The organism is Ruegeria sp. AF1, from assembly GCF_056542125.1.
In genome coordinates, this window is record NZ_JBQFZG010000018.1 from 42,540 (window position 1) to 68,451 (window position 25,912).

Consider the following 25,912-nt stretch of genomic DNA (forward strand, 5'->3'; position numbering starts at 1 on the left):
CAACCGTTTGTGAATGCCTTATAGAGGTAGATCAAAGGAATATTGACACGAAAGGCCTTTCTGGCGCAACATTTAATGGACGATCGTCCATTAGTAACTCGTGAATTTCGGGAAGGGAGGTTGGGTGATCTTTCGCAGCGAAGCGTCCCGGGGATATACCCTCAGCGCGCCAGCCACGGCTTACGTGGGGTTTCTGGTCGCGGCGCCATTGTTGATCCTGATTGCCTATTCATTCTGGACCCAAACCTATGTGACGCTCGACAAGACACCGACGCTGAAGAATTACAGCGATGCGTTTGCGGATCCGCTGGTCCGGCACCTGATGCTTCGGTCGATCTGGATTGCCGGAGCGGTAACCGTAGTCACCGTCGCACTGGCCTATCCCATCGCGTATTTTATCGCGATGAAGGCCCAGAAAAAGACCATCTGGCTTCTGCTCATCACCATTCCATTTTGGTCCAGCTATTTGCTGCGCGTATTTGCCTGGAAACTCATTTTGGGTTTCAACGGCGTTATGAACTCTGCGCTTCTGGCGCTGGGTCTGATCAGCGAGCCTCTCGACTTCCTGCTTTACAACGAATTCGCAGTTGTGCTGACGCTCGCTCATGCCTGGGCGCCATTTGCGATCCTACCGATCTATGTCTCATTGCAGAAAATCGATCCCAGTCTACTTGAGGCTGCAACAGATCTTGGGAACAGTCCCATTCAACGTTTTATGCGGGTGACGCTGCCGCTGACGATCCCAGGTATCATTGCCGCTTGCCTGATCATCTTCATCCCTACAGTTGGTGATTATGTGACCCCGGCTCTGGTTGGTGGTTCAGATGGGAAGATGATCGCCAATCTTATTCAGGTGCAGTTCGGGGCCGCCAACAACTGGCCCCTTGGGGCTACGCTATCGCTGATCGCAATGCTGTCGGTGGGTTTTGTGGCTATCGTGTTTGTCATGTCCGCAACGCGGCTGGGGAGGCGGATCAGATGAGACGTCCTACAACCCTGACAGCCTATGCGTTCCTGTATCTGCTGTTTCTGTACCTGCCGGTTCTGTTCCTTCCCTTGTTCTCGTTCAACAGCGGCACAATCGTTGCGTTCCCGATCAAGGGCTGGACACTGGACTGGTATCGGAAGCTAGGCGAGCAGGACACGTTGATCCAGGCGCTTTGGAATTCGCTTGCCGTCGGCACTGTTGTTGCCCTTCTATCGACCGCCATGGGATTGTTCGCCGCCCGTGCCTTTGTTCGGTACCGTTTTCGGGGTCAACGCGCTGCAGAAGGTCTGGTGATGCTGCCTTTGGTGATCCCGGGCATAATCGTCGCCTCTTCAATGCTGGTCCTGTTTCTGTTCCTCGGTCTCAAGCCGTCATTGCTGACCGTCATTCTGGGCCATACGTTTCTCGCACTGCCGTTCTCTGTCTCGATCTTGAAATCCGCCTTTGATGACTTCGACGCATCACTGGAGGAAGCATCTTACGATCTGGGCGTCGGCGTGTTCGAAACATTCCGTCGCGTGACGCTGCCGGTCGTTGCCCCCGGTATCGCAGCCAGTGTTTTGGTCACATTCACCGTCAGTTTCGATGAATTCGTCCTCGCCTTTTTCCTGTCCGGTAACCAGCCAACCCTGCCGGTTTACATCTGGAGCCAAATCCGTTTCCCCGCCAAGCTTCCAAATGTTTTGGCACTGGGGTCGATCCTGTTGCTAACCTCGGTTCTGCTTCTGGTTCTGGCTGAATACTTCCGCCGCCGTTCATCCGCATCTGAGGTCCGATGACAAACAGAAACATCATAGAGCTCAGGGATGTCGAAAAGCGCTACGGCACATTTGTGGCCGCGAGCGGCATAAACCTTGACCTCAGAGAGGGCGAGTTCTTTTCGCTCCTCGGTCCCTCAGGGTGTGGCAAGACCACGGTTTTACGCATGATCGCGGGCTTTCAGGAACCCACCAGAGGGAAGGTGCTGATTGACGGTCAGGATATGGAAGGAGTGCCCGCCAACAAACGCCCGACGAACATGGTTTTCCAAAGCTACGCAATCTTTCCGCACCTCAATGTCGGGAATAACGTAGCCTACGGGTTGCGGGGCAAAGCGCCTAAGGCCGAGATCGATCAGCGCGTCGCCGAAGCCTTGGAAATGGTCGAACTGGGTGGTCTTCAGGATCGCGGCGCAAGCGAGTTATCGGGCGGGCAACGTCAAAGGGTGGCGCTTGCCCGCGCGCTGATCATGCGGCCAAAGGTGTTGCTTTTGGATGAACCCTTGTCAGCGCTTGACAAGAAGCTGCGTGAACAGATGCAGTTTGAAATGCGCAATCTGCAACAGTCGCTTGGCATTACCTTTGTGATGGTCACGCATGACCAGTACGAGGCGATGACCATGTCCGACCGTATCGGCGTGATGTTCAACGGGCAACTCAAGCAGGTGGACACGCCAACAACGCTTTATGCCCGTCCCTGTGATCAGCAAGTGGCTCGCTTCATCGGTGAGATGAACATATTGCCGGCCCGGTTGCTTGGCGAAAGCGGTGACACGTTGTCAATCGATGCGGCTGCCTTCGGGCGGATGGAAATCGAAAGAAATCCCAATGTGGCGATCAGCGCCAGAAACATGAATATCGGTATTCGACCGGAACAGCTGGAGATTGCTGCGGACCGGCCTGAAGACTACCCATCAACGGTTCAGGGCACTGTCAGCAACGTCGCCTTCTACGGTGAGAATATTCACTACCACATTCAAGTGGCTGGGGCCGAGAAACCAATCTCGGTCTCGGTTCCGAACTATTTCCACACGGTCGACTTTAAACGCGGCGATGTCGTTTGGCTGGGGCTTCAGGCGGCTAGCGTGATCGATCTTGGTACGATCTCGGGATAAAACAGAGGGAGGATAGAATGAAACTTCAGGGAATTGCGGCATTCACATGTGCGACGGCAATAACGGCAGGCAGTGCCAGTGCAGGTGGCGCCGATCTGACGGTTTTTGACTGGTCGGGATATGAAGATCCCGGATTCTTTGCCAGTTACATGGAAAAATACCGGGATGAAGCGCCAAGCTACTCCTATTTTGGAAGCCAGGAAGAAGCCTTTACCAAGCTGAGTTCCGGTTTTACCGCTGATCTGGCACATCCTTGTTCTGACGCGGTCAGAAAATGGGTCGCAGCTGATCTGATTCAGCCTTTGGATGAAAGCAAGCTGACCAATTGGGCGGATGTGCTGCCCGAGATCAAAGAGGTCGACGCCATCGTTCTGGACGGCCAGCTTTACATGCTGCCGTTCGAATGGGGGAACACAGGTCTTATCTATCGCACCGACAAGATCTCTGGGGATGACATCTCACTGCAATTGATGGCGGACCCGGCCTATGCAGGCAAAATCGCCATCCCGGATGCTGCATCGTCTGCTTATGCCTTGGCCGCGCTGGCCACCGGAAACGCGGATGACTACACCAACCTGAGCGATGAGCAATTCAAGGAAGCATCGGATTTCCTGCGCTCGATCCACCCGAATATGCGTTTTTATTGGTCCGATGCGGGTCAGTTTGACCAGGCCATGACCAGTGGCGAGATCGAAATGGGGTGGGCCTGGAACCAGTCCGAACTGAACCTGATCTGGAACGAAGTGCCCGCGGCCATGATGCGCAACGTGGACAAGGGCATCGCGACCTGGGCGTGTGGCTATGTGCATCTGAAATCGTCCACGACACCGGTCGATCAGGTCTATGACCTTTTGAACGCGCTTACGGACCCTGCCAGTGGTCAGTACATCATCGACAACTGGGGCTACCCGCATTCCAACGCAAAAGCGTTCGAAATCGCCGATCAGGCCAATATCGAAGCCTATGGTTTTTCCGATCCCAAAAGCTTTTTCGAAGGCAGCTTGTTCTTTGATGCTGTGAACCCCGAGCTTGAGGCAAAGATGCTGGCGGAATTCGAGCGGATCAAAGCCGGCTTCTAACACAACCCATCATCCGGGGCCTAAGGGCTCCGGAACCCAACTACAGGAAAACGCGTGATTATGTCGAACGCGAACCCATATGCTCTGCTTTTTGAACCGATCCAGATCGGGCCGGTGACAGCCAGAAACCGCTTTTATCAGGTGCCGCATTGCACCGGGATGGGGCATCTCAGGCCGCGGGCGGACGCTGCCGTGCGGGGAATGAAAGCAGAAGGTGGCTGGGCCGTGGTGTCCAATCAGGAGACCGAGATTCATCCGACCTCGGATTTGTCCCCGTTCCCAGAAGGGCGACTGTGGGACGCACGCGATTTGCCTGCGCTGCGTCTGATGACGGATGCGGTGCATGCACATGGTGCGTTGGCGGCCATCCAACTGGTTCATAACGGCAACCATGCGCAGAATCTGCTGACCCGCGCTCCGGTTCTTGCACCGTCCGAGATGTCTGTGGATACGACGCAACCAAAGCATGCGCAGGCTATGGACAAGGCTGATATTAGGGAACTTCGCCGCTGGCACCGCGACGCGGCCCTGCGCGCGAAAGAGGCCGGGTTTGACATCGTTTATGTCTATGCCGGGCACAACATGACATTGGCACAGCATTTCATGCTGCCCCATATGAACCAGCGCAGCGATGAATATGGGGGGTCGCTTGAAAATCGAGTGCGGCTGACGCGTGAACTGCTGGAAGACACCCACGATGCCATAGGCGACAGCTGTGCCGTGGCGTTCCGCTTTGCCATTGACGAGATGATGGGCGCCGACGGTATGCAGGCGGCAGAAGAAGGCTGCGCCATTGTCGAGCTATTGGCCGATCTTCCCGACCTGTGGGACGTGAATGTGGCGGATTGGTCCAATGACAGCGCAACGACCCGTTTCCAGCCCGAAGATGGTTATCAGAACGCGTTTCTGTCTCACGTCAAACAGATCACCCGAAAACCTGTTGTTGGCGTTGGCCGACTGACGTCCCCGGACATGATGCTGTCGGTGGTCAAAAAGGGAATTGTCGACCTTATCGGTGCCGCGCGGCCATCCATTGCGGACCCTTTCATACCAAAAAAGATCGAGGAAGGCAGGATCGACGAAATCCGCGAATGCATCGGCTGCAATATCTGCGTGTCGTCGGACAATCTGGGAATCCCGATCCGCTGTACACAAAACCCAACGATGGGCGAGGAATGGCGCCGCGGCTGGCACCCCGAGATCATTGCGCCGAAAAAAAGCGAGGCCGAAGTGCTGGTCATCGGTGGCGGACCTGCGGGGCTGGAATGCACCATGCAATTGGCACGACGCGGGTATCAGGTGACACTGGCCGAGGCCTCGGCCGAATTTGGTGGACGGGTTGGCAGGGAAAGCAGACTTCCCGGCCTCGCCGCCTGGTCGCGCGTGGTTGACTATCGCCTGAACGATCTGAAGCAGCGGGCCAACGTACAGTTGTTCACGGACAGCAAGCTCGAAGCCGGACAAGTCTCCGAGCTTGGCATCGAACATGTCTTTGTCGCAACCGGCAGCTATTGGCGCGCAGATGGCGTGGGTCGCAACACGCAGCGCCGCCTGCCCACGGTCATGCCGGGTGCCAAGGTGCTGACGCCTGATGAGATCATGGATGGGGTTCTGCCCCCGGGCGGCCCGGTGATGATCTATGATGATGACCACATCTATCTGGCGGGAGTGATTGCCGAGAAACTGGCGACTGCCGGATATCAGGTCATTTTTGCCACGCCAGAGAGTTTGGTTTCGGCCTACGCCGTTCATACTTTGGAACAGTCCCGCATCCAGGCCCGTATGATCGAACTGGGGGTGGATATCCGCTGCAATCAGGTGCTTACGGCGGTTCAGGGCGGCGCGGTGCGGATCGGCTGTGTCTTTACCGGCCGCGAAATTGAAATCCCGTGCGCCTCAACGGTTCTGGTGACCGAGCGCCAGCGTGAAACCGCCCTTTTCGACAGCCTGAAGGGAGCCGGTTTGAAAACCCTTGACCTCATTGGTGATGCCGCGTCGCCGGGGCTGATCGCAGACGCAGTTTTTGCAGGTCATCGCGCCGCCCGCGATTTCGAGCGCCCAAAGGCCGATGCAGACAATGACTGGTTTCGCCGTGAGATTATTGATTTGGCAGAGGATGCGACATGAACAGCACCAATGAAACAACCCGTTCACGTCGTCGCGGGGGCGGCGGGCGCGCAGCGCGTCTGAAGGTACAACAGACGACCACGGGTAACGAAGCCGTACGCGGGGGTCTGAGCGGCGGACGCTATAGACCTCTGACTCAAATCGATATGGAGAACATCCATCATGCAGCCCTGACCGTTCTGGAACAAACCGGTATTACCGACCATTTCCCGGAGTTGCTTGAGCTGGTGCTTCCCAAAGGTGCTATGTTGAGTGACCTCAACCGGCTGTGCTTTCCACGCGCCCTGATGGAAGACATCCTGGCTGGTGCTGCCAAGGAGTTTTATGTCTATGCCCGTGGAGAGCGTGAAGGCAAAGACGACATGCATTGTTCGGCAGAGAGCGTTTACTTCGCCAACTCTGGAACCGCCGTGACAACATTCGATGCCAAAACCAAAACCTATCGTCCGTCGGTTCTGCGTGATGTTTATGATTTCACCCGCCTGGTAGACCGTTTGGAAAACATTCACATGCTGGGCGACACGGTTCTGGCGACGGATGTGACCGATGATTTCACCCATGACATGAACACCATTTACGCCATGCTTGCAGGCAGCCAAAAACCCGCCTGCCTGACATTCCGCGACCGCAGCCACATTCCACATGCCATCCGCATGTTTGACTTAGCTCAGGGCGGCGAGGGGGCTTTCCTGAAAAAGCCAAGCGTCATATTCGGCGGCTGCCCCATTGTTTCCCCTCTGCGGGTCGGCAAGGAAAACATGGAAATCTTGATCGATACGGCCAAGCTGGGCCTGACTGTTGATCTGGCCGTGCCGCCTCAAGCCGGGGCCACGGCTCCGGCGACGCTTGCGGGAACACTGGTTCAAACCGTCGCCGAAACACTTGCCTGCGTCGCCATCGTCAACCTGATCACGCCGGGTTGCCCTATCTGCTTTGCGGCCTGGCCTTTCATAACGGACCTGCGCAGCGGGTCTTTCACCGGCGGCAGTGGTGAACAGGCGCTGATCGGTGCCGCAGCAATTCAGATGGGCAACTTTTACGGCCTTCCCACTTCGGTGGGTGCAGGTATGACCGATGCAAAAATACCTGATGCACAATACGGGTTGGAAAAGGCGCTGACCTTTACCCTTGCAGCGCATGCCGGCGCCAATCGCCTGTGCGAGTTTGGTGGTATGATCGGTAGTCTTATGGGATGCAGCTTTGAAAGCATGGTCATCGATGACGAAGCCGGCGGCATGATCCTGCGATCGTTGCGCGGGATAGAGGTTACCGATGAAACCATGGCGGTGGATGTGATTCACCAATGTGCCATAGATCCGGGTCATTTCCTCGGCAATCCGCACACGCTGAGCTATATGAACAGCGAATTCGTCTACCCTCAGCTTATGGACCGCGAGCGTACGGACACTTGGGAGAACGAGGGGAAAACGGATCTTCTGGACCGCGCCCGCGACAAGGCGAATTCCATCCTCGACAGCCATTTCCCCAACTATTTTGGCGCCTTGGACGCTCGGGTACGCGAAGAATTTCCCATTGTGTTAAGCGCGGAAAGCATGGCGCGCCATGGATAATTCCAACGTAAAGCAATGGGACAACGACCACTTCCTGCACCCGTGGGAAGGGATGGAGGCTTTGGGTGAAAACGACCGCACCTTTATCGAAGGTGCCAGCGGCATTCATCTGATAAACGAAAAAGGTGCACGCCTGATCGACGGACCGGGGGGCATGTGGTGCACCCAGATTGGGTATGGACGCGCGGAAATGGCCGAAGCAATGGCCGAGCAAGCCCGGAACCTTGCCTATTTCTCGCCCTTCAACAACACAAACTCGACTGCGGCACAGTTTGCCCGCGAAATCGCCAAACGTGCGCCGGGTGACCTGAATAATGTCTTCTTTACAACCGGCGGTTCCACTGCGGTTGATACTGCCATCCGGTTTGTCCATTTCCGCAACAACCTAATGGGTTGGCCAGAGAAAAAGAAAATCATTTCAAGGCAAAAAGCCTATCACGGAAGCACATATCTGGCGGCCAGCGTCAGTGGGAAGGAACGTGACAGGCTCTGGCTCGACAAGGCCGACGACCTGGCGCATTTCCTGCCGGACGTGAACCCGCTTTACCGCGCGCCCGGTCAAAGCGATGAAAGCTTTCTGAACGAGAAAGTTGCCGATCTCGAAAACGCCATTGTGGCACTTGGCCCGGAAAATGTTGCCGCTTTTATCGCCGAACCGGTTTTGGCCTCGGGCGGCGTCATCGTACCACCAATTGGGTATCACGCACGCTGCCTGAACATCTGCAGGAAGTATGATGTTTTGTATATTTCCGACGAGGTCGTGACGGCTTTCGGTCGATTGGGCCATTGGTTCGCCTCCGAGGCTGTCTTTGGCATTCAGCCTGACATAATCACCTGTGCCAAAGGAATGACATCCGGGTATGCGCCGATGGGGGCCGCGATTATTTCTGACAGGCTGATTGCGGATGTTGCGGGAAAAGATGCCACCTTTTCGAATGGCTATACCTATTCGGGCCATCCGGTCAGCGCGGCTGCCGGGTTGAAAAACATCGAGATTATCGAGCGGGAAAGGATACTCGAACACGTTCGAAAAGTCGGCCCGGTTTTTCAGGATCAGTTACAGCAGTTGCGCCAGATTGACATCGTGGCCGATGCGCGTGGGATGGGATTGATGGGGTGTGTTCAGTGCTCAGTCGATGGCGATCCCCAGAGCGAGCTGGGGCGCGACTATGAGATTGGCAGCCGTATCGATATGGAATGCCAGAAACGCGGTCTGCTTGTTCGACCCGTGATCAACATGTGTGTTCTTTCGCCGCCCCTCATCATTACACAAGGCGAAATCGAGCATATGTTTACTATCCTGCGGCAAGGGCTAGAAGCGACATCCGAATGGCTCGGCAGAATCAGTGGCCGGTGACTGGTGTGGGCTGTTTCTGTAATAATCTGGAGATCGGGTAATATAGCGGCATTTCGATCTTAGGGATTGCCAAGTTCATTTTTCGCTTAGGAATTGGCGTATTTGCACTGTCAGAACGATTACGGCATCCAAGCATTGGGTCCAGCGATAGAGCGTTTCGGGTCGATCAGTATAATCCTTTGGTTTTGTCGTGCACGCCACTACAGGACCGGCCATTTTCGTCCAGAGAGATCCCAAACAAGGCCATTGGAAGAATGGTGAATTCGCAGTACGTCAAGACAGTGGATGCAGGTTCAACCTCGGGACAGCGTAATCAAGAGAATTCCCACTGCGATCAGGCTGGCCCAGCCGATACGGTGCAGAAAGCGGGATTCCTTGAGGATGATCGCTGCGAGGGTCACCGAAACCGGGATTGATGCTTGCCGGACCGCGCTGACTGTGGCGGCCTCAGCCCCAAGCTGAAAAGCGGTTAGGATGAACAGGTAGGACAGATAGGACACGATCCCGGCAAATGCGATCCGCACCGGTGCCTGTGCCCAGCCCCGCACGACCCCCAGGAACGGGGCTGACAAGTGGCGATCTTCCCAGGCCCTGATGCCAGCAAGCAGCGGTGTCACAAGAATATAGGTGAAAAACAGGAAAGGTGCCGGATTGGTCAGCTTCATCGCTTGGGCATCGCTTAACGAATAGGCAGCCGACCCCAGCATCGCCATACTTGCCAGCGCGAATGCTCTGTGATCGTGCAGTAGGCCGCCGGGCGACTTCTGGATCATCAGGCTGCCTAAAAGGACCAGCGCGATTCCCACCAATGTGAACCACGAATAATGCTGATCAAGGGCCAGCCAGCTGAAAGCGACAATGGCAATCGGCGACGAACGGATGATCGGATAATAGACCGAAAGGTTTCCACGTCTCAGGGCCGACAACGTGCCGTAGTAATAGAAGGCAAGCCCAAGGGCCGAAATCGCGACAAAGGGCCAGACCTCATAAGGCAGGCTCAGATCATGTCCCATGGCCAGCGTTTGAACCGCCGCCAGGATCACCCAGGTCAGGGACACCCCGACATAGCACGACACCGGATGCGCAACCCCTTTCAGCGTAAGGTCGCGCAATGGGTGGGTTGCCGCCGAAACGAGAACCAATGCGATCCAGTAGGGTTCCATGCCTCAGGTCTGATGCAATGGGTTGCGTTGCAGGAAAGTGTTGAAATGCACCGTCAGCTGATCCTCGGCAATCTGTACCACACCGTAGGCCGGAGGTTCGTCGCAGAACTCGCCATCGACGCTGGTCGCATTCAACGGGACCTGGTGGTTGAGGCTGGGCAGGCTGGTAAATGGAAAGCCGCGCCAATTCACGTAGGTCATGCGGTGTACATGACCGTAAAATACATGCCGAATATTGCGTCCGTGTTTGAGGGCATCAGCAAAGGCGTCCGCCTCGACCAGCCTGATATCGTCCACAAGGGGAATGCCAAGGTCAAAGGGTGGGTGGTGCAAAAACACATAGGTGGGCTTGTCCTCGGCTTCGGTCAATTGCTGCCTGAGCCAGTCCAGCCGGGCAGGGCAAAGCTGCCCTTCATGCACATCGCGCCCGTCTTTGGTTGAATCGAGAAATAAGAAAACACCCTCATCCATTTCGAACCGATGCTGGACAAACCCGTTGGCATCCTTTGGATGATCCGGGAAGACCGATTGGAAAACGGCTCGGTCGTCGTGATTTCCAATCAGCAGAAAAGAGCGGAGCGGAAATGCGGCCAGTCTCGCCTTGAGCGCCCGATAGGCCTCTTCCTCGGCAAATTCAGCCAAATCGCCAGAGATGACACAGAACGCCGCATCGGAATGCCACTGAAGGATATCGTCCAAACAGGCGTCCAACCGTTGGGACGGAAAACCGCCATTGAGCGGACCGGAGTCGCGGACGAGGTGTATATCAGTGATGTGAATGAACTTCATCCGCCATTTCCCCCGAGTAATGCAAGAAACAAGGTATCGACGAAGCTTGCCGATCGCACGGATTTAGTAAGAATTTCACTGGCATCACTCGCTCATACACGACAAGGTTGGCAGCCGAACACGACAGAGTTTGCGAAACTTGCCTCGACCGGTGTGAAACCGTATTCCAGATGATCCGGCCGTGTTGCTATCGCGGTATTCAAATCTGAAACGGGCGTAGTGCCTGGCCGAAACGATCATGTGAAACCAGGGCAGACCTGCACAGTTAAGAAAAGGGTGAACCCAAGTCGCACAAACCATAAAGGGAAGTGCGCCTTGGTTTGTCTTCTCTACACTTCCGTTTTACACAGCGCAGCCAGTGTCATCACACCGGCTGGCCTGACTGGGATGCCGACTTGCGTCCTCAGCAGCAGCCTTACGGGCAAGCAGGCTGCCAATCTCTGCACCCACTTGCAGCTCTGAGACCTGGCCAAAGTGATGTGCTGCAATCCGTCCTGACTGATCCAACAGAACAAGGCTGGGCGTGCCGCGCATTCCGTATGCCGCCATGGTTTCCGGCAAAGGCCCGGTGCCCTGTTTGTCGACCGCCACAGGAAATTTGATACGGTATTCGTGAAGAAAGGCTTTCAGTGATACCGGGGTCATCGCGTCATGATGTTCGAAAACGGTGTGCAAACCGATTACGGCGACGTGTTCGCTGGAAAAATGCTCCCGCACAGCTTGTGCCAGAGGAATGCCATGGAGGACGCAGCCTGGGCACAGCATCTGGAAAGCCTCAATCAGGACAACCTTACCCTGGAAATCCGAAAGCTTTAAATTCTTGTCAGTGTTGAACCATTCACTGACCTGTAGTTCAGGTGCTTGCATATTGGTCTCTCTTGTTCAGGGGCCGGACGCCTGCGTGAAGCGACCGGCTGATACCGTTACTGAAGCTTGCCCGGCAGGCTCAGGTCGCCCGACGCAATGTCGAAAACATCCGTGACGCACAACAGCGGAGCGTGAATGTTGGCGTTTACCCGCAGGGCAGAGGCCACGCCATCATAAGCGATGCCCTCAAGCTGAACGTCGCTGGAAAACCCAGCGTTAACCTGAATTTCCGGGCCATCGAACAGCGGTGTGAACCCAGGGCTGTCCAGAAAGATTGGGAACCCGGGCCAGGTTGCAGGAAGCTTTGGCGTCGACCCTTCGGGAATATCGCGCACTGCAAGGGCGCCCGGGCCGCAAGTTTCGGTCGGGGTGAGTACAACCCAGTGGCTGTGCCACTCGATGCCATCATTGGCTGGATTGCCATCGCCGTTTTCATCAAAAAGAGGCGTGTCGTCAAAATCCGGGTGGCTGGTTGCAGCCATTGCCAGTATGCCGGTGCCGCCTTCGAAACCCACTGCGGACGGATCCAGAGATGTAGGCCACACATAGGACCAGACGTCTGACCCGCCCACTGCCCCGGTTGCCGCTGGAACCGAAGCCCCGGCAGTGCCGTTGGTGGTCATGTGAAACGTAACAGTATTGCCGTTGCGATGCGCATGCGCTGCAAGGATGTCGAAGTCAGCCGCCATGCTGGCATCAGCGGGAGAGATAACAGCCCCCTCCTGATGAAGGGCGTGAGTGCCGTCTGCGATGGCAGGTGAAGCTCCTATCACAATGGCAGCAAGTGATTTCCAAGTAAGTGTCATTTCTCATCTCCGGCCAAGTAATAGCGACTCGCTACAATAAGAAGAAACACATTGCAACTTTAATTTCGACTCGCTACTTGTTGTAGCATGAGAAACGATCACAATATTCGTATCCTTATCAACCGCCTTGCCAGGATAGATTCCGCTGCGGGCTGGGCGGGCGACCTGAATCCGACGCAAAGAGCCGCGCTGGAGTACCTGTCCGAGGCAAATCAGTTTTCCCGTTCACCGTCACATGTCGCAGAATACCTTGGGACAACACGCGGAACGATGTCCCAGACCCTGAAGGCGCTTGTGCGCAAGGGATACGCCGCCGAACACCGGCAAAAATCTGACCAGCGGTCGATCTCGTATGAGTTGACCGAGGCTGGCCGCGCCGTTTTGGCGGAGGCCAATCCGATTGCAGACGCCATTGGCAATCTGCCCGCCAGCGTTCAGGTGTCCCTCAAGGAGGGCCTTCTTCAGAGCTTGAGGTTGGCATTGGCAGCGAACGGTGGCCACTCGTTCGGGAAATGCATGACCTGCGCCTATCATGAGACAGGTATGGGAAATGACTATTGCACCTTGCTGAACCTTAGCCTCGAGCGCGGCGAAGAAGAAAAGATATGCATCGAACACAAAGAAGCCTGAATGTTCCTTCCTGAACTATCCTCAGAAATCGGTGGCATTTTCCTGGGTCGTGTCACTAACCGCTGGGAAGCAAGGCCGCCCTCTGCCATTCAAAAGGACCGGGTGCCCGGACGTCAGGTCATTTCTCTTACTGGTTTTTCTGACGATGCACAGGCGGGCCTGACCGTGCATGGCGGTGCAGAGAAAGCCATTCACCATTATGCGCAGGATCACTATGCGGATTGGCAGAGAGAAGGGCAGCTGCCCCCCGGCGCAGTGCCCGCTGCTTTTGGTGAAAACATCTCAACAACCGGTTTGACCGAGGAAAATCTGTGCATTGGCGACATCCTGAGGCTGGGCACGGCAATCGTTCAAATCAGCCAGGGCCGTCAGCCCTGCTGGAAACTGGGACTGCACACTGGAAATGAAAGGATGCCCTACCTGTTTCAGAAAACGGGTCGCACAGGGTGGTACTACAGTGTTCTGGAAACCGGTGAGGTCGAAGCAGGAGATCGAATAACGTTGATTGAAAGGCGCAATCCGGACTGGAGCGTGTTGTACGTGACCCGCGCCCGTCTAACACGACGAGTTTCCCGTGAAGATGCCGAAGCCCTCGCAAATCTGACAGACCTCGCCCCAGGCTGGCGGCAAGCCTTCGCGCGCATGGCCATGGGCGATGTAAAAGAAGATACGCGTGCAAGATTGGGGAGCATGCCGAATACGTCGTCCGAGGGGTCCACTGGGTGACGTCGGTATGATGGGCGGGCGACTTGGGCAGGTACCCCGCTCGCTGCCGATAAGCTAAGCAAAGACGCACAAACCCAGGCCTCGATCAAACTGTCCGAAGGGTTTTGTCGGGATGTTTTGGTTTACCGGAACCTCAACAACTTCGCGTGGTATATTGGCGATACCTATGTTCAGCACGCCACCGCGTGTGGCGAGGGGCCGGTTGAGTTGATCGAGGCTGTTGCCGGTGAACTGGCCGCCGATCGTGATGTGCAGGTCGATCTGTACCGCGTGCTTGCCGAGGGTCTCTATGCTGCAATCCCGGCAATGTGCACAGGCGAGGATTTCTAAACAGGATGGCTGGAGGTTTGACTGCCGCCGCCAGTACAACGATGATCGCGAATATGCTGGGAACGCGGGCATACGCCAGCGCGGTTGATGGGAAGGGGGTTTCGAATCTCAGAAAAGGAGTCTTTGGCATGAAAAGCAGTGAAGCCCCCGTGTCAATCGGCCGTGTGGCACTGATTGTGAACGATCTGGACGCTGTTGGGACCTTTTACCAACAAGTGCTCGGCCTTGAGGAATTGGCGCGGGATGGCGAAACCCTGAAACTGGGCGCTGGAAACAACGTTCTGCTCGAGTTGCGCCAAGACCGTACCGCGCGTCGCTATCCGCATGCGGCGGGCCTTTTCCATACAGCTTTTCTAATGCCGGACCGCGATTACCTGGGACGCTGGCTGATCTATGCTGCACAAAACCGCATCCCGTTGACCGGGGCGGCGGATCACGACGTCAGCGAGGCGTTGTATCTCAACGATCCAGAAGACAATGGGATCGAAATCTACGCCGACCGGCCTGTTGATACATGGCAGATGGATGGAAAGTATACCCGCATGGGCTCGCATCATCTGGATCTGGGGGCCATTGCAGGTGCAGCCCGGACAGACTGGTCCGGGGCTCCGGAAAATATGGTGGTCGGACATGTCCACCTTCAGGTCGGGGATATCAATTCGGTCGACGAATTTATGACGCGACATCTAGCGCAGGACTGCATGCTGCACGAAGGTTCAGCAGGGTTCTACAGTTCGGGCGGGTACCACCATCACTTTGCAGGCAATATCTGGAACAGCAATGGTGCAAAAGCTCGTCCAACTGACAGCAGCGGCTTGGACGAGATCGTGCTGTTGACGGATGGGACTGTATTGCAACCGCAAGAGCTGACGGACCCTTGGGGAACGCGGTTCTCTGTCGAAAGGAAGTGAACCTGCATGATTGGCTAAGGACAAAGGCGTATCTTGCAGGTGGGACAGAGGTAAACTCCGGCGGCCTGGCCGGAAGGTGGAAGCCGGGCGCGGCTTCCACCAAGGGGGAATACCAAGCGGGTCATTTCCGCATGTCAGTTGCTATCATTCATGATCCGGTTGAAAACATGCGGATCTGTGACGCCCTCTGACCCGATTAACATCACTCGGGATTTTGGTGTAATTTGAAATTGTTGTCGCAGGTCGGTGCGCAATGACGCGCAGATCAAGCCAATCAGACCGGCTACGGCGCTTTCGCCAGCCTCGATTGGCTCATCTCCGAAAGCGCCGTTTGCCAATAGGCGGACGGCCGGTGCCACAAGCTGATCAGGGATCGTCATGAAACCGCTGGCGGCCTCTCCCAAAACGTTCCATGCCAATTCGGACGGCGCGCCGCAGGATAACCCAGCCATTATGGTTTCTTCGCCTACTTCGACGGCTGTAGGCCGATTTGCCTGGGCGCTTGCAAAAAGGCAGGGGGCCAATTCAGGCTCGACCACGATGACGCGCGGAGCATTCTGCCCCCAATCCTGGAGGAATACCGCGGTGACGGCAGCCGCCAAGCCTCCAACGCCGCCTTGCAGGAAGACATGGGTGGGTGGCAAAGCTAAGTCCTGCACGATCTCACGCGCCATGACCCCATAGCCAGCCATGACATCAAGCGGTGCCTGAGTGTAACCGGGCCAGGAAGTATCCGAAACGATCAACCAGCCGTGTTCTGCTGCATCAATGCGGGTCTGTGCTACGGAAGCGTCGTAATCTCCATCAACTCGGATCACTTCGGCGCGAAATTCGCTTACTTCTTTGTGAATGTAAATTCGGCAAGGCGCGCCGAAGCGCTGGGCACCCCAAGCCACTGAACGCCCGTGATTGCCATCTGTTGCGGAGATGACGGTTATGTCTGCAATTCCGGCAGCATGGGTGCCGTTTCGAATCTCATCGGCGGTGACTTCCCGGCCTGCCTTTTCGGTCAATTCACGCTGTAATACCCGCAGAACCGCATAAGCGCCGCCAAGTGCTTTGAAACTGCCCAAGCCAAATCTTAACCCTTCATGCTTGTAACAGACTGTGCCCAGATTCAGCGCATCGGCTAGACCTTGAAGGGATAGCATTGGGGCTCTTTCATATCCATTCCAGCTTTGAATTTCCCGCTGCGCGAGGTCAAAACCCTCGCGGGGTAAAGTGGTTGCGGCGGCATGGCCAAAGCGTGGCTTGGCTGCATGGCTTTCAATTCCGACAGTCTCAAAGTTTGCGAGCATTTTGTGATCCTTCCATTGTTGGTGCAAAAATAAATCAATGGCGGTGATGTTTTTGCTCTAAGTTGCAGGTAAAATTGAAACCAACTTGCATAAGGTTGCCGTGAAGCAAAAATTTTCATCAGGAAGTCTGGATAGCTTCGATCTCGCGATTCTTAGGGTGTTGCAGCAGGACAATACGGTGCCGCACCGTCAAATCGGTGAAAGCGTGAATCTGTCTGCGCCCAGCGTACAGCGAAGGATCAAACGCATGGAGGCGGAAGGGATCATTGCCGCGCAATCAGCGCATATTGATCCGGCAGCCGTGGGATTGCCGCTGACCATTTTCGTCGAAGTCGAACTAAAAACCGAGACAGGCGGAAAAATTGATGAAATCAAGAACAGCTTCTATGATGCCCCTGAGGTTCAGCAATGTTACTATGTTACTGGTGAAGTGGATTTTGTTCTGATCGTTATCGTTCGAGATATGTCGGAATATGAAAAGCTTACCCAACGGTTATTCTTCTCGAACAAGAACATCCGAAAGTTCAGGACATTCGTTGCAATGGACCGAACAAAGTCATCCATGCAGTTGAACATCTGACTTGTGCCCCACCAGCGCAGGTAGTGCGGCGGGGTATTTGACGTTGCGCGGCGAGAACAGGAAACAAAGTGCTTGTGCATTCCAAATCTGCCGGCAACCTGGTGATCTGGACAGTAAATCCTGCCGGGACACCTCTTGGTTTAACTGGAAAATGAACACCTTTCCCGAGGTAATGAGGTTGGGACACATTTGCCCCAACCTCATCCAAGCTACAGGGGTTTGTGTTACGATTTGATACGGTCCATTTTGGGATCGTAAAGCGGTTGAAGTGTAACGTCGCAGGGGACACGTTGGGTCGCAACCTCCAACTCATATGTGCCGGACGTAACAAATTCCGCATCGACACCACCCTGGTTTCGGACATAGCCGTAACCGATGGATTTGCCGGTCGTGTAACCATAGCCACCCGACGTTAGCCAACCCACACGTTCTCCATCCCGGTATATCGTTTCGCGGCCCAACAGCACCACATCAGGGTCGACGGTAAAGCAGGCCAGCATCTTTTTGACGCCCTCGGCCTTTTGCTTTTCGCTTGTCGCGCGACCCTTGAAGTTTATGTTTTTGCGCAGTTTCACAGCCCAGCCCAACCCGCTTTCAAACGGCGTGTGATCGGGCCCGATGTCAGATCCCCAGGCGCGGTAACCCTTTTCTAACCGAAGAGATTCAATTGCGCGGTAGCCTGCATTAACCAGCCCTTGCGGCTGCCCTGCTTCCATCAGCGCTGTGTAGACTGTTTGTGCATATTCAACAGGCAAGTGCAGTTCCCAGCCAAGCTCGCCCACATATGTCACCCGCAGTGCCCTGACAGGGCAACCGGCGATACCGATTGTCCGGATCGTACCAAACTTGAACCCGTCATTCGACACATCGTCGCGGGTAACCGCCGCCAGAATGTCTCGTGATTTCGGCCCCATCAGCGACAATACTGCGTTTGAGGAGGTGATATCGAACAGCTGGCAGTTTAGCCCGTCCGGAATACTGCGGCTGATCCAGTCGAAATCGTGGGTGGCAAAGCCTGTGCCGGTGACAATGTAGAACTCATCATGCGCAACACGGCCCACGGTCAGGTCGCATTCAATTCCTCCCTTGTCATTCAGCATCTGGGTATAGACCAGAGCGCCCACCGGTTTGTCCACATCATTGGCACATATCCAGTTCATCGCAGCCAGGGCGTCGGGGCCTTTCAGCGCGAATTTGGCGAACGATGTTTGATCGAACAGCACGGCCGCCTCCCGGGCCGCTTTGTGTTCGCGACCAACGGCGGCAAACCAGTTCTGGCGGCCAAAGCTGTATTCGTCCCTTGGCGCCTCGCCCAGCGATGCGTCGGCAAACCAGTTCGGGCGCTCCCAACCCAGTTTTTCGCCAAAGCACGCACCCTGATCCTTAAGCGAATCGTAAAGCGGTGACTTGCGGCAGGGGCGGCCGGATTCGTGTTCTTCGTGTGGCCATGCCATGGTGTAGTGTTTGCCATATGCTTCGACTGTGCGGGTGCGGACCCAATCGGTGTCGAAATGCGGGCGGCCAAAACGGCGAATGTCGGCGGACCACAGGTCAAAAGGCGGCTCGCCCTTGGCGGCCCATTCTGCCAGCACCATTCCGGCGCCACCGCCCGAGGCGATGCCAAAGGCGTTGAAACCAGCGCCAACAAAGAAATTCTTCAGCTCTGGTGCTTCACCCACGATGAAGTTTCCATCCGGAGTAAAGCTTTCGGGGCCGTTCGTCAGTGTCTTGATCCCCGCAGTTTCCAACGCTGGCACCCGGCCCAGCGACAGCTCCATGATCTGTTCGAAATGGTCGAAATTACTGTCGAGCAAGGTGTAGTGGAAACCTTTCGGTATGCCATTCACCGCCCACGGGATCGGGTTCGGCTCATAGCCGCCCATGACGAGCCCACCGACCTCTTCCTTGTAATAGGTCAGCCGATCAGGGTCCCGCAGGGTAGGCAGATCGCCGGGCACACCAAATGGTTCTGTGACCATGTACTGGTGTTCCATTGGTACCAGCGGCACATTCACGCCGAACTTGGCGGCAAAGTCGCGCGTCCATTGACCTGCACACACGATCACTTTTTCGCATTCGATACGGCCATGTTCAGTGATTACGGCGAGGATCTTGCCGTTCTCGATTTCAAGATCGGTGACCTTTGTATCTTCGAATATCTTCGCGCCTGCCATGCGCGCGCCCTTGGCCAGCGCCTGGGTAATGTCCGAGGGGTTTGCTTGCCCATCGGTGGGCAGGAACGCCGCGCCTATGACGTCACCGATATCCATCAGCGGCCAAAGATCCTGCGCTTCCTTCGGGGTCAGCAGCTGCATGTCCAGACCAAAGGAATGGGCTGTGGTGGCCTGCCGTTTGACCTCGGTCCAGCGTTCCTCGTTGCAGGCGAGACGCAAACCACCATTCATTTTCCAGCCCGTTCCCAGACCGGTTTCTTCTTCAATCTTGTTGTACAGATCGACTGAATATCCCAACAGCTGAGTTATATTGGCGTTCGAACGCAGCTGCCCCACCAGGCCCGCCGCATGGAATGTGGTGCCCGAAGTCAGCTTTTTGCGTTCCAGCAGCACCGTGTCGGTCCAACCAAGCTTGGCAAGGTGATAGGCGGTCGAGCAGCCGATGATGCCGCCGCCGATGATGACGGCTTTGGCTGTATTTGGAAGGTCGGTCATATCTGTCCTCAGGTGTTTTTGTAATCGGTCAGGGCCGTGCGAAACCGTGCGAGATATTCGCTCGTGTAGGCTGCGTAATCGAAGTCGATTTCCGAGGTGATCTCGGACACCATGCTCCACATGGTTTCACGAAGCAGCGAGGCGCATTTCATCGCCGAATAGCGATGACGTAATTGGTTGGTGACGGGTGCCTGGAAATAGGTTTCCAGAACCCAGTCTTCTTGTTCATTGGAAAGGGAGTTGTTCGAGGCCAGCCCCCCCAGATCAAATAGTGGCGAGTTGAATCCCGCGTAGTCGAAATCGATCAGCCACAGGCGGGTGCCATCGTCCAGAAAGTTGCCGCAAAGCAGGTCGTTATGGCCAAACACGATGTCGTACGGCCCGGCTTCGGCTTCCAGGTCATTTCCAATTTGCACAAGTTCCGGGATCAGGCCCTTATGCGAACTTCCACGCTCGGTGAGAGTGGCAGCATAGTCGCGGATGACGTGAAAGACCCAGAACACCAGCGACGGTCCGCGCAGGTGCTTGGGCACTTCAAGGTGGCAGGCTTTCACGAGCTCCAGCACCCGCGGCAGCATACTGGGGTCGCGTATGTCCTCTTCGGTCAAAGTGCGGCTTTCGACGAATTCCAGCACTGTCAATTCGTTGGACGAAAACACTACAGCGGGTGACAGACCCGCTGCATGTGCGGCCTTACTGGCAGCCAGTTCGTTGAAGCGCATCACCTGGTGCAAAGGGATGTCGTCACCGACACGCACCACATAGCATCCACTGCTGTCAGTGACCTTGTAGTTCACATTTGTAATCCCACCCGTCAACGGGGTGGCTTTGATCTCGCCCTGCCAGATCGGTAGCTTTCGAATGCGGGTCATCAGGTCGGATTTGGACATATCAACTCTCCATTCCAAAGCGGATGCGTGCCTGACGAGCGCTAGCGTTGATCAGCCTATCAGCGATGATGGCAATGAATGCGATGGACAGCCCTGCGACCAGACCCCGGCCAGTGTCAGCCTTTGTCAGGGCAATGTAGACCTCCTGCCCCAGATCGCGGGTGCCAACGAGGGCCGTGATAACCAGCATGGACAGCGCCAGCATGATGGTCTGGTTAATGCCCAGAAGGATTTCGGGCAGGGCCATGGGCAAGCGAATATGGCGCAGGAGTTGCGTGCGTGTGCAGCCAGAAACCAATCCGGCCTCGATCAATTCCTCACTGACCGATCGCACGCCGTGGGCCGCATAACGCACGGCCGGGGCCAGTGCGTAAAGGACTATGGCAATCAGGGCAGTGAAATCGCCGACCCGGAACAGCATCACTACCGGGATCAGATAGACAAAGCTGGGCAAAGTCTGCAACGTATCAATCAACAGGTTGATCACTGTCCCGGCGCGTTTGTTCAGTGCGGCCACAACACCCAGCGGAACTCCGATCAGAGTAGCAAGAAACACAGAGGCTCCGCAGAGATAAACTGTCACCATTGCCTTGGCCCACAGTCCTGATACGAGGATCAGCGACGCCAGTCCTCCGCACAGCAGTGCCAGCCGCCAGCCCCCCGCGTGCCAACCCAGCAAGGTCAGCATGGCAATCGCCCAAGGCCATGGGATTCCCAGCAAAACCGTTTTTATCGGGATCATGAACCACGTCAGGAAGAAGATCTTGATCGCCTCGAACGTGTCAAAATAATTGATGTTCAGGTATTTGACCGTGTCATCCCAGAACCCGCCAGTGGTGATCGTCTGGCTTTCAGGATATTCCAGCAGCAGGGGTGAGAACTGCCCTAGAACCCAGGTCAAAATCAGCAGGATCATTACCAGAACTGTCCGGCGATGGCGGGTGATCCACGAGCCGGGGAGCTCGTGATGTACCTGCCCCATACGCTCGGCGAAAGCCTGACTTAGGCGATCGACCGCAATGGCCAGAACCACAATGGCAATACCGGCCTCGAACCCAGCGCCGATATCGAGGCGGCGCAGCGCGGCAAGGACGTCAAACCCCAATCCTCCGGCCCCGATCATCGAGGCAATGATGACCATGTTCAGCGTCAGCATGATCACCTGATTGACACCCACCATCAGACTGTGGCTGGCGGAAGGAACCAAAACGCGCCACATCAACTGCTTTTGCGTCGTGCCTGCCATGCGCCCGAAGTCCAAAATCTCGGGGTCGACGGCTCTCAAGGCAAGCGTGGTGATTCGCACCATAGGCGGTGTCGCATAGATGATCGTGGCGACCAGCGCCGAAATCGGTCCAAAGCCGAACATGAACAGAATTGGTACCAGATAGGCGAAGATCGGGATTGTCTGCATCAAGTCCAGAATGGGCGAGATGATGCGGTCGAAAGTCAGGTGGCGATAGGCCAATATCCCCAACAACAGCCCACCGCCCGCGCCAATGGGCACCGCAATCAGGACCGAGGCAAGCGTAACCATCGCGCTGTCCCACTGGCCAAAGACGGCCAGATAGGTAAAGCAGCCGCCGACCAATGCCGCGAGCCCCCAGTCCCGGCAATACTGTCCCAAAGCTACTACGGCGGTGATCACTACAATCCAGCTGATCGCAGGTAGAATGACTTGCGCATCATTGCCTTGCCCGGTGACAAAACCTTCGGCCAGCAGGGACAAGACAAGGTCATAGGGCTGTTCGATCAACCAAGCGGCAGCGCGGGTAACGTCGGTGAACGAAACTGGGCCGATTGCTGCATCCTCGATCAACCAGGACATCGCAGATGAAATATAAGTTTTGAACGGGACGACCCAAGCCGACGGGAATTTGGTGATCCAGCGCGCATCCAGCGCTTTTCCCAGGTTACTGCCGAAATACCCCAGCAGGATTGTCAGTCCGACAAGCAGTAGAATGACAAGCTGGCTGCGGGACAGGCGGCTCATACCGCGTCCCCTTCACCGAATAGCACATGGGCCACAGCCTTGCGATCAATGGCGCCAATAACCAGACCATTGCTGTCTGTCACGGGAATTGGTGCATCTGCGGTGATGATCCGTTCCGCCACGGCCGAGACGCGGGTTGATTGCACAATGGGCTCACCCTTACCCGCAGCGCCGACGGTCATTACACCACCAACCGTCAAAACCTTGGAGCGCGGAATATGCCGCGTGAATTCAGCCACATAATCTGTCGCTGGATTCATCACCAGTTCCTCTGGGGTGGCAATCTGGATGACTTCACCGTCCTTCATAATGGCGATGCGGTCTGCCAAGCGAACGGCTTCTTCAAAGTCGTGCGTGATAAAGACAATAGTCTTATGCAACCGTTCCTGTAGTCGCAGAAATTCGTCCTGCATTTCGCGACGGATCAGCGGATCGAGGGCCGAAAAAGGTTCGTCCAGAAACCACAGATCGGGCTCTGTCACCAATGATCGGGCAATGCCCACACGCTGTTGCTGACCACCCGAGAGCTCTCGTGGATAGTAGTCTTCACGCCCCTTCAGTCCGACCAGTTCCACCACGTCTCTCGCCTTTGCTTCGGCCTCGTGTTTGGGCGTAGCCTGAATGGTCAGGGGGAACATCACATTCTGCAACACGGTCAGGTGCGGCAGCAGGGCAAAATGCTGAAACACCATGCCCATCTTGTGCCGGCGAATTTCAATCATTTCTTTTTCGCTGGCGCGCAGCAGGTCGGCGTCGTCGAACAGAACCTCTCCGCTCGTGGGTTCGATCAACCTGGACAGACAACGAACCAGGGTTGATTTGCCTGAACCGGACAGGCCCATGATGATGAAAATTTCACCTTCAACGATTTCAATATTGGCATTGCGTACCGCTCCGATAACACCCGCATTTCGAATGTCATCTGCAGATGGGTTCGGATTTTGCGCGAGAAGGGTCTCGGCGTTTGAACCATAAAGCTTCCAAACGTTTCGGCAGGACAGTTTTGTTGTGGGGGTCATCTGTGGTGTCCGGTACTGAGACGGAAGAAGACCGAAGCGGTAGAGGAGAGCGGGGTAACCGCTTCGGCCAAGCAGATTATTTAGAGATCCAGCCAGACCAACGGTCTTTGTTCGTCTCCATCCAATCCGCGACAACTGCATCAATATCCACACCGTCCAGATCGGCTTTGCCGACCATGGCGCTCATCTCGTCGTTATTGATGTTATAGGCTTCGATGATGTCATACGCGCCCGGCCACTTCTCTTGCAGGCCAGCCCAAGCAGCCTTCCAGATCGGACCACGCGGTTTTCCGCAGTCATAGGCCAAATCCGGGTTCACACCAACTGACGGGTCGCTGTAGCACTCGGGCGAATATGGCGGAAACTCCACGAATTCGCCGTCATATTTGGCCGGGGCCCAGTGTGGAACATAGACCCAAAGCATGATCGGATCTTCACGCTGATATGCAGATTCCAGTTCTGCAAAAAGCGCTGCATCCGTGCCTGCGTGGACAACTTCAAACTCTAGCTCTAATGCTTCGACGCGCTCGTCGTCGAAACCGCCCCAGGTCACAGGTCCACCGACATAGCGCCCATTTGGCGAGGTTTCAGCGGTGGCAAATTCCCCTGCGCAGTCTTTCAAAGCTTCCCAGTTTGGCAGGCCTGGGCAGCGGTCTTTCATGTAAGCTGGGTACCACCATTCTTCGATCGCCATCAGACCGGTTTCACCAACGTTCACCACGTTGCCAGAGGCGGTGGCTTCGTCCAGCGCTTCACGCCCGGTGGTTTCCCAGATTTCCATTGCCAGATGTAGATCACCTGTCTTCAGGCCCGCAAACTGAGCGATATAGTCCGCCTGAACATATTCAACGTTGTACCCTGCCTCTTGAAGGATTGCTCCCATTATCTTGGTGTTGATCAGCTGTCCTGACCAATCATGCAGCGTCAGTTTGATAGGGTCCGTCGATTCGACGGCCCAAGAAGCCGAAGCAGTTACGCCAGCGACTAACGCTATTGCGTGTAGTGTATTGAATTTCCTGATCATGTTGTGCTCCCTGAATGTGGCTTTTTGAGTGTTTTTCGTTTATTACACTTCCATGCTGCGCCAATCTGACAACTACGTCAATAAAAACCACATTTCTCCACGATAATTCGTTATAATTCGCACACAAAGCCCCGAATGGCACCGTATTGGGAGCAATATTGTTTTATTGGGATGACTGCCGTATCCCCCTTTCAGGAGGTCGCATGTTAAAGCCACGAAAAACCACAAATCAGCGCGAAGAAGAAATCCTTCGAGAGCTGCAACATGCGGGCGGGTCGTGCAGGGTCAGACTCTTGGCTCAAAAACTGAATGTTTCCAATGAAACGATCCGGCGTAACGTCAAGGCACTGGAAGAGCGCAAGATCGTGCGGAAGGTTCATGGCGGCGTACATCTTAGCGAAGACGCAATAGAACCACCTTTTGAAAACCGCTTGGGAACGCAAGCGCATGCGAAAGAAGCAATAGCCCGGGCAGTCGCAAATACAATTAGCGACGGGGACTCCTTATTTCTGGATATCGGTTCGACAACCGCCTACGTCGCGCTTGCGTTGCGGAAACATAAAGACCTGTTTGTGGTTACCAATTCGGTTTTCGTCGCTTACACGTTGTCAAAGCACAACAACAACCGGGTGTTTCTGGCCGGTGGAGAATTGCGCGCCCATGATGGGGGTGCTTTCGGTGCAGAGGCATTGGATCTTGTGAAGCGTTTCAACGTACAGTTGGCAGTGTTTTCGGTTGGAGCCGTGAATGGAGATTTGGGCTTTATGCTGCATGATCTCGAAGAAGCCAATATCGCACGTGCTGCGGCTGAAAATGCGCAAGTGCGCATCGTCGTTGCCGACAGCGGAAAATTCAACAAGCGGGCTCCGATATCTCTTCACAACATGGCCGGAATTGATGTGTTTTTTACCGACCGCCGTCCTCCTGCCAATATCCAGGACATGCTCGATAAAAATGATATCGAAGTAGTTATCGCAGGGTCGGACTAGGCGCTCTGTCTCATCAGGGCAGATCAGGTCACGTGATATTTCGGGCAAGCCGGTGTGAAGGAACCCTCCGATGCTCCACCTGTTTCATTGCAAAAGAAAGATTGACTACTGAGAGCACATCGTCCCAGCGTCGTGACGTCAAGATCATACGGGCGTTTATGGACTTTGCGGAGCGGGTTCTTGGGGAGAAGGAAACCGCCGGAGATATGTGACCGGCGGGTTCTTGAGTTTTT

23 protein-coding genes are annotated in these 25,912 nt (G+C 55.5%); 13 read left to right on the top strand and 10 right to left on the bottom strand.

Features of this window, described 5'->3' with window-relative positions; all coding sequences use genetic code 11:
- Window positions 1-124: 124 nt before the first annotated feature.
- From ACR0BK_RS17895 to ACR0BK_RS17925, 7 genes are read left to right on the top strand one after another with little or no spacing between them, the layout of a single operon-like run.
- Complete coding sequence (locus ACR0BK_RS17895; protein ID WP_480520727.1) at window positions 125-982, top strand: ABC transporter permease; 858 nt, start codon at window positions 125-127, stop codon at window positions 980-982.
- Window positions 979-1,767: an ABC transporter permease gene (locus ACR0BK_RS17900; RefSeq protein ID WP_480555777.1), complete on the top strand. Its 789-nt coding sequence runs from the start codon at window positions 979-981 to the stop codon at window positions 1,765-1,767. Before ACR0BK_RS17895 ends, ACR0BK_RS17900 begins: the two co-directional genes overlap by 4 nt.
- Window positions 1,764-2,861 carry an ABC transporter ATP-binding protein gene (locus ACR0BK_RS17905; protein ID WP_480555779.1) on the top strand — a complete coding sequence of 366 codons (1,098 nt, stop codon included), beginning with the start codon at window positions 1,764-1,766 and terminating at the stop codon, window positions 2,859-2,861. The genes ACR0BK_RS17900 and ACR0BK_RS17905 overlap by 4 nt, the downstream gene beginning before the upstream one ends.
- Before the next feature lie 17 nt (window positions 2,862-2,878).
- Window positions 2,879-3,940: an ABC transporter substrate-binding protein gene (locus tag ACR0BK_RS17910; RefSeq protein WP_480555781.1), complete on the top strand. Its 1,062-nt coding sequence runs from the start codon at window positions 2,879-2,881 to the stop codon at window positions 3,938-3,940.
- Window positions 3,941-4,000: 60 nt separating this feature from the next.
- Entirely contained in the window at window positions 4,001-6,067 is a 2,067-nt protein-coding gene (locus ACR0BK_RS17915; protein WP_480555783.1) for an FAD-dependent oxidoreductase, read from the top strand.
- Window positions 6,064-7,638 carry a trimethylamine methyltransferase family protein gene (locus ACR0BK_RS17920; protein ID WP_480555785.1) on the top strand — a complete coding sequence of 525 codons (1,575 nt, stop codon included), beginning with the start codon at window positions 6,064-6,066 and terminating at the stop codon, window positions 7,636-7,638. Before ACR0BK_RS17915 ends, ACR0BK_RS17920 begins: the two co-directional genes overlap by 4 nt.
- Window positions 7,631-8,995 carry an aminotransferase gene (locus ACR0BK_RS17925; RefSeq protein ID WP_480555787.1) on the top strand — a complete coding sequence of 455 codons (1,365 nt, stop codon included), beginning with the start codon at window positions 7,631-7,633 and terminating at the stop codon, window positions 8,993-8,995. The genes ACR0BK_RS17920 and ACR0BK_RS17925 overlap by 8 nt, the downstream gene beginning before the upstream one ends.
- A 293-nt stretch (window positions 8,996-9,288) precedes the next feature.
- Here the strand turns inward: ACR0BK_RS17925 and ACR0BK_RS17930 are convergent, their stop codons facing one another.
- The 4 genes from ACR0BK_RS17930 to ACR0BK_RS17945 form a co-directional block, all read right to left on the bottom strand.
- Window positions 9,289-10,158, bottom strand: coding sequence for an EamA family transporter (locus tag ACR0BK_RS17930; protein ID WP_480555789.1), 870 nt, complete (start codon window positions 10,156-10,158; stop codon window positions 9,289-9,291).
- A 3-nt stretch (window positions 10,159-10,161) separates the two neighbouring features.
- Entirely contained in the window at window positions 10,162-10,947 is a 786-nt protein-coding gene (locus ACR0BK_RS17935) for a phosphodiesterase (RefSeq protein ID WP_480555791.1), read from the bottom strand.
- A 342-nt stretch (window positions 10,948-11,289) separates the two neighbouring features.
- On the bottom strand, window positions 11,290-11,814 hold the full coding sequence (locus ACR0BK_RS17940; RefSeq protein WP_480520712.1) for a redoxin domain-containing protein: 525 nt from the start codon (window positions 11,812-11,814) through the stop codon (window positions 11,290-11,292).
- A 56-nt stretch (window positions 11,815-11,870) separates the two neighbouring features.
- Entirely contained in the window at window positions 11,871-12,620 is a 750-nt protein-coding gene (locus ACR0BK_RS17945) for a hypothetical protein (RefSeq protein WP_480555793.1), read from the bottom strand.
- 87 nt (window positions 12,621-12,707) lie between these two features.
- Between ACR0BK_RS17945 and ACR0BK_RS17950 the strand changes: the two genes are divergently transcribed.
- The 4 genes from ACR0BK_RS17950 to ACR0BK_RS17965 all read left to right on the top strand — a co-directional run bounded on the left by ACR0BK_RS17950 (window position 12,708) and on the right by ACR0BK_RS17965 (window position 15,217).
- Entirely contained in the window at window positions 12,708-13,250 is a 543-nt protein-coding gene (locus ACR0BK_RS17950) for a MarR family winged helix-turn-helix transcriptional regulator (protein WP_480520708.1), read from the top strand.
- Window positions 13,251-13,976: an MOSC domain-containing protein gene (locus tag ACR0BK_RS17955; RefSeq protein WP_480555795.1), complete on the top strand. Its 726-nt coding sequence runs from the start codon at window positions 13,251-13,253 to the stop codon at window positions 13,974-13,976. It abuts the gene before it with no gap.
- 117 nt (window positions 13,977-14,093) lie between these two features.
- Complete coding sequence (locus tag ACR0BK_RS17960) at window positions 14,094-14,306, top strand: hypothetical protein (RefSeq protein ID WP_480477745.1); 213 nt, start codon at window positions 14,094-14,096, stop codon at window positions 14,304-14,306.
- A gap of 128 nt (window positions 14,307-14,434) precedes the next feature.
- A complete protein-coding gene (locus ACR0BK_RS17965) occupies window positions 14,435-15,217 on the top strand; it encodes a VOC family protein (RefSeq protein ID WP_480555797.1) in 783 nt (260 codons plus the stop codon).
- Between the two features lie 134 nt (window positions 15,218-15,351).
- On the opposite strand, the gene ACR0BK_RS17970 is transcribed toward ACR0BK_RS17965, so the two are convergent.
- On the bottom strand, window positions 15,352-16,515 hold the full coding sequence (locus ACR0BK_RS17970; protein WP_480555799.1) for a diaminopropionate ammonia-lyase: 1,164 nt from the start codon (window positions 16,513-16,515) through the stop codon (window positions 15,352-15,354).
- An 85-nt stretch (window positions 16,516-16,600) separates the two neighbouring features.
- Here ACR0BK_RS17970 and ACR0BK_RS17975 point away from each other — a divergent pair, with 85 nt between their 5' ends.
- The gene (locus tag ACR0BK_RS17975) at window positions 16,601-17,095 is read left to right on the top strand and encodes an Lrp/AsnC family transcriptional regulator (protein ID WP_480555801.1); all 495 of its coding nucleotides are present in this window, start codon (window positions 16,601-16,603) and stop codon (window positions 17,093-17,095) included.
- Window positions 17,096-17,319: 224 nt separating this feature from the next.
- Here the strand turns inward: ACR0BK_RS17975 and ACR0BK_RS17980 are convergent, their stop codons facing one another.
- The 5 genes from ACR0BK_RS17980 to ACR0BK_RS18000 all read right to left on the bottom strand — a co-directional run bounded on the left by ACR0BK_RS17980 (window position 17,320) and on the right by ACR0BK_RS18000 (window position 24,690).
- Window positions 17,320-19,764, bottom strand: coding sequence for a GcvT family protein (locus tag ACR0BK_RS17980; RefSeq protein ID WP_480555803.1), 2,445 nt, complete (start codon window positions 19,762-19,764; stop codon window positions 17,320-17,322).
- Between the two features lie 8 nt (window positions 19,765-19,772).
- On the bottom strand, window positions 19,773-20,654 hold the full coding sequence (locus tag ACR0BK_RS17985; protein WP_480555805.1) for a phosphotransferase: 882 nt from the start codon (window positions 20,652-20,654) through the stop codon (window positions 19,773-19,775).
- A gap of 1 nt (window position 20,655) precedes the next feature.
- Window positions 20,656-22,647 (bottom strand): ABC transporter permease, encoded by a 1,992-nt coding sequence (locus ACR0BK_RS17990; RefSeq protein WP_480555807.1) that lies wholly within the window; start codon window positions 22,645-22,647, stop codon window positions 20,656-20,658.
- Window positions 22,644-23,666: a quaternary amine ABC transporter ATP-binding protein gene (locus ACR0BK_RS17995; RefSeq protein WP_480555808.1), complete on the bottom strand. Its 1,023-nt coding sequence runs from the start codon at window positions 23,664-23,666 to the stop codon at window positions 22,644-22,646. The genes ACR0BK_RS17990 and ACR0BK_RS17995 overlap by 4 nt, the downstream gene beginning before the upstream one ends.
- A gap of 76 nt (window positions 23,667-23,742) precedes the next feature.
- Window positions 23,743-24,690, bottom strand: coding sequence for an ABC transporter substrate-binding protein (locus ACR0BK_RS18000; RefSeq protein ID WP_480477729.1), 948 nt, complete (start codon window positions 24,688-24,690; stop codon window positions 23,743-23,745).
- A gap of 203 nt (window positions 24,691-24,893) precedes the next feature.
- On the opposite strand from ACR0BK_RS18000, the gene ACR0BK_RS18005 reads away from it, so the two are divergent.
- Window positions 24,894-25,679: a DeoR/GlpR family DNA-binding transcription regulator gene (locus tag ACR0BK_RS18005; protein ID WP_480555812.1), complete on the top strand. Its 786-nt coding sequence runs from the start codon at window positions 24,894-24,896 to the stop codon at window positions 25,677-25,679.
- Window positions 25,680-25,912: the final 233 nt, after the last annotated feature.

Bases quoted from the DNA above. Each gene is read 5' to 3' on its own strand.
- ACR0BK_RS17900 (WP_480555777.1), top strand. From the start codon at position 979: ATGAGACGTCCTACAACCCTGACAGCCTATGCGTTCCTGTATCTGCTG.
- ACR0BK_RS17905 (WP_480555779.1), top strand. From the start codon at position 1,764: ATGACAAACAGAAACATCATAGAGCTCAGGGATGTCGAAAAGCGCTAC.
- ACR0BK_RS17910 (WP_480555781.1), top strand. From the start codon at position 2,879: ATGAAACTTCAGGGAATTGCGGCATTCACATGTGCGACGGCAATAACG.
- ACR0BK_RS17915 (WP_480555783.1), top strand. From the start codon at position 4,001: ATGTCGAACGCGAACCCATATGCTCTGCTTTTTGAACCGATCCAGATC.
- ACR0BK_RS17920 (WP_480555785.1), top strand. From the start codon at position 6,064: ATGAACAGCACCAATGAAACAACCCGTTCACGTCGTCGCGGGGGCGGC.
- ACR0BK_RS17925 (WP_480555787.1), top strand. From the start codon at position 7,631: ATGGATAATTCCAACGTAAAGCAATGGGACAACGACCACTTCCTGCAC.
- ACR0BK_RS17930 (WP_480555789.1), bottom strand. From the start codon at position 10,158: ATGGAACCCTACTGGATCGCATTGGTTCTCGTTTCGGCGGCAACCCAC.
- ACR0BK_RS17935 (WP_480555791.1), bottom strand. From the start codon at position 10,947: ATGAAGTTCATTCACATCACTGATATACACCTCGTCCGCGACTCCGGT.
- ACR0BK_RS17940 (WP_480520712.1), bottom strand. From the start codon at position 11,814: ATGCAAGCACCTGAACTACAGGTCAGTGAATGGTTCAACACTGACAAG.
- ACR0BK_RS17945 (WP_480555793.1), bottom strand. From the start codon at position 12,620: ATGACACTTACTTGGAAATCACTTGCTGCCATTGTGATAGGAGCTTCA.
- ACR0BK_RS17950 (WP_480520708.1), top strand. From the start codon at position 12,708: ATGAGAAACGATCACAATATTCGTATCCTTATCAACCGCCTTGCCAGG.
- ACR0BK_RS17955 (WP_480555795.1), top strand. From the start codon at position 13,251: ATGTTCCTTCCTGAACTATCCTCAGAAATCGGTGGCATTTTCCTGGGT.
- ACR0BK_RS17965 (WP_480555797.1), top strand. From the start codon at position 14,435: ATGAAAAGCAGTGAAGCCCCCGTGTCAATCGGCCGTGTGGCACTGATT.
- ACR0BK_RS17970 (WP_480555799.1), bottom strand. From the start codon at position 16,515: ATGCTCGCAAACTTTGAGACTGTCGGAATTGAAAGCCATGCAGCCAAG.
- ACR0BK_RS17980 (WP_480555803.1), bottom strand. From the start codon at position 19,764: ATGACCGACCTTCCAAATACAGCCAAAGCCGTCATCATCGGCGGCGGC.
- ACR0BK_RS17985 (WP_480555805.1), bottom strand. From the start codon at position 20,654: ATGTCCAAATCCGACCTGATGACCCGCATTCGAAAGCTACCGATCTGG.
- ACR0BK_RS17990 (WP_480555807.1), bottom strand. From the start codon at position 22,647: ATGAGCCGCCTGTCCCGCAGCCAGCTTGTCATTCTACTGCTTGTCGGA.
- ACR0BK_RS17995 (WP_480555808.1), bottom strand. From the start codon at position 23,666: ATGACCCCCACAACAAAACTGTCCTGCCGAAACGTTTGGAAGCTTTAT.
- ACR0BK_RS18000 (WP_480477729.1), bottom strand. From the start codon at position 24,690: ATGATCAGGAAATTCAATACACTACACGCAATAGCGTTAGTCGCTGGC.
- ACR0BK_RS18005 (WP_480555812.1), top strand. From the start codon at position 24,894: ATGTTAAAGCCACGAAAAACCACAAATCAGCGCGAAGAAGAAATCCTT.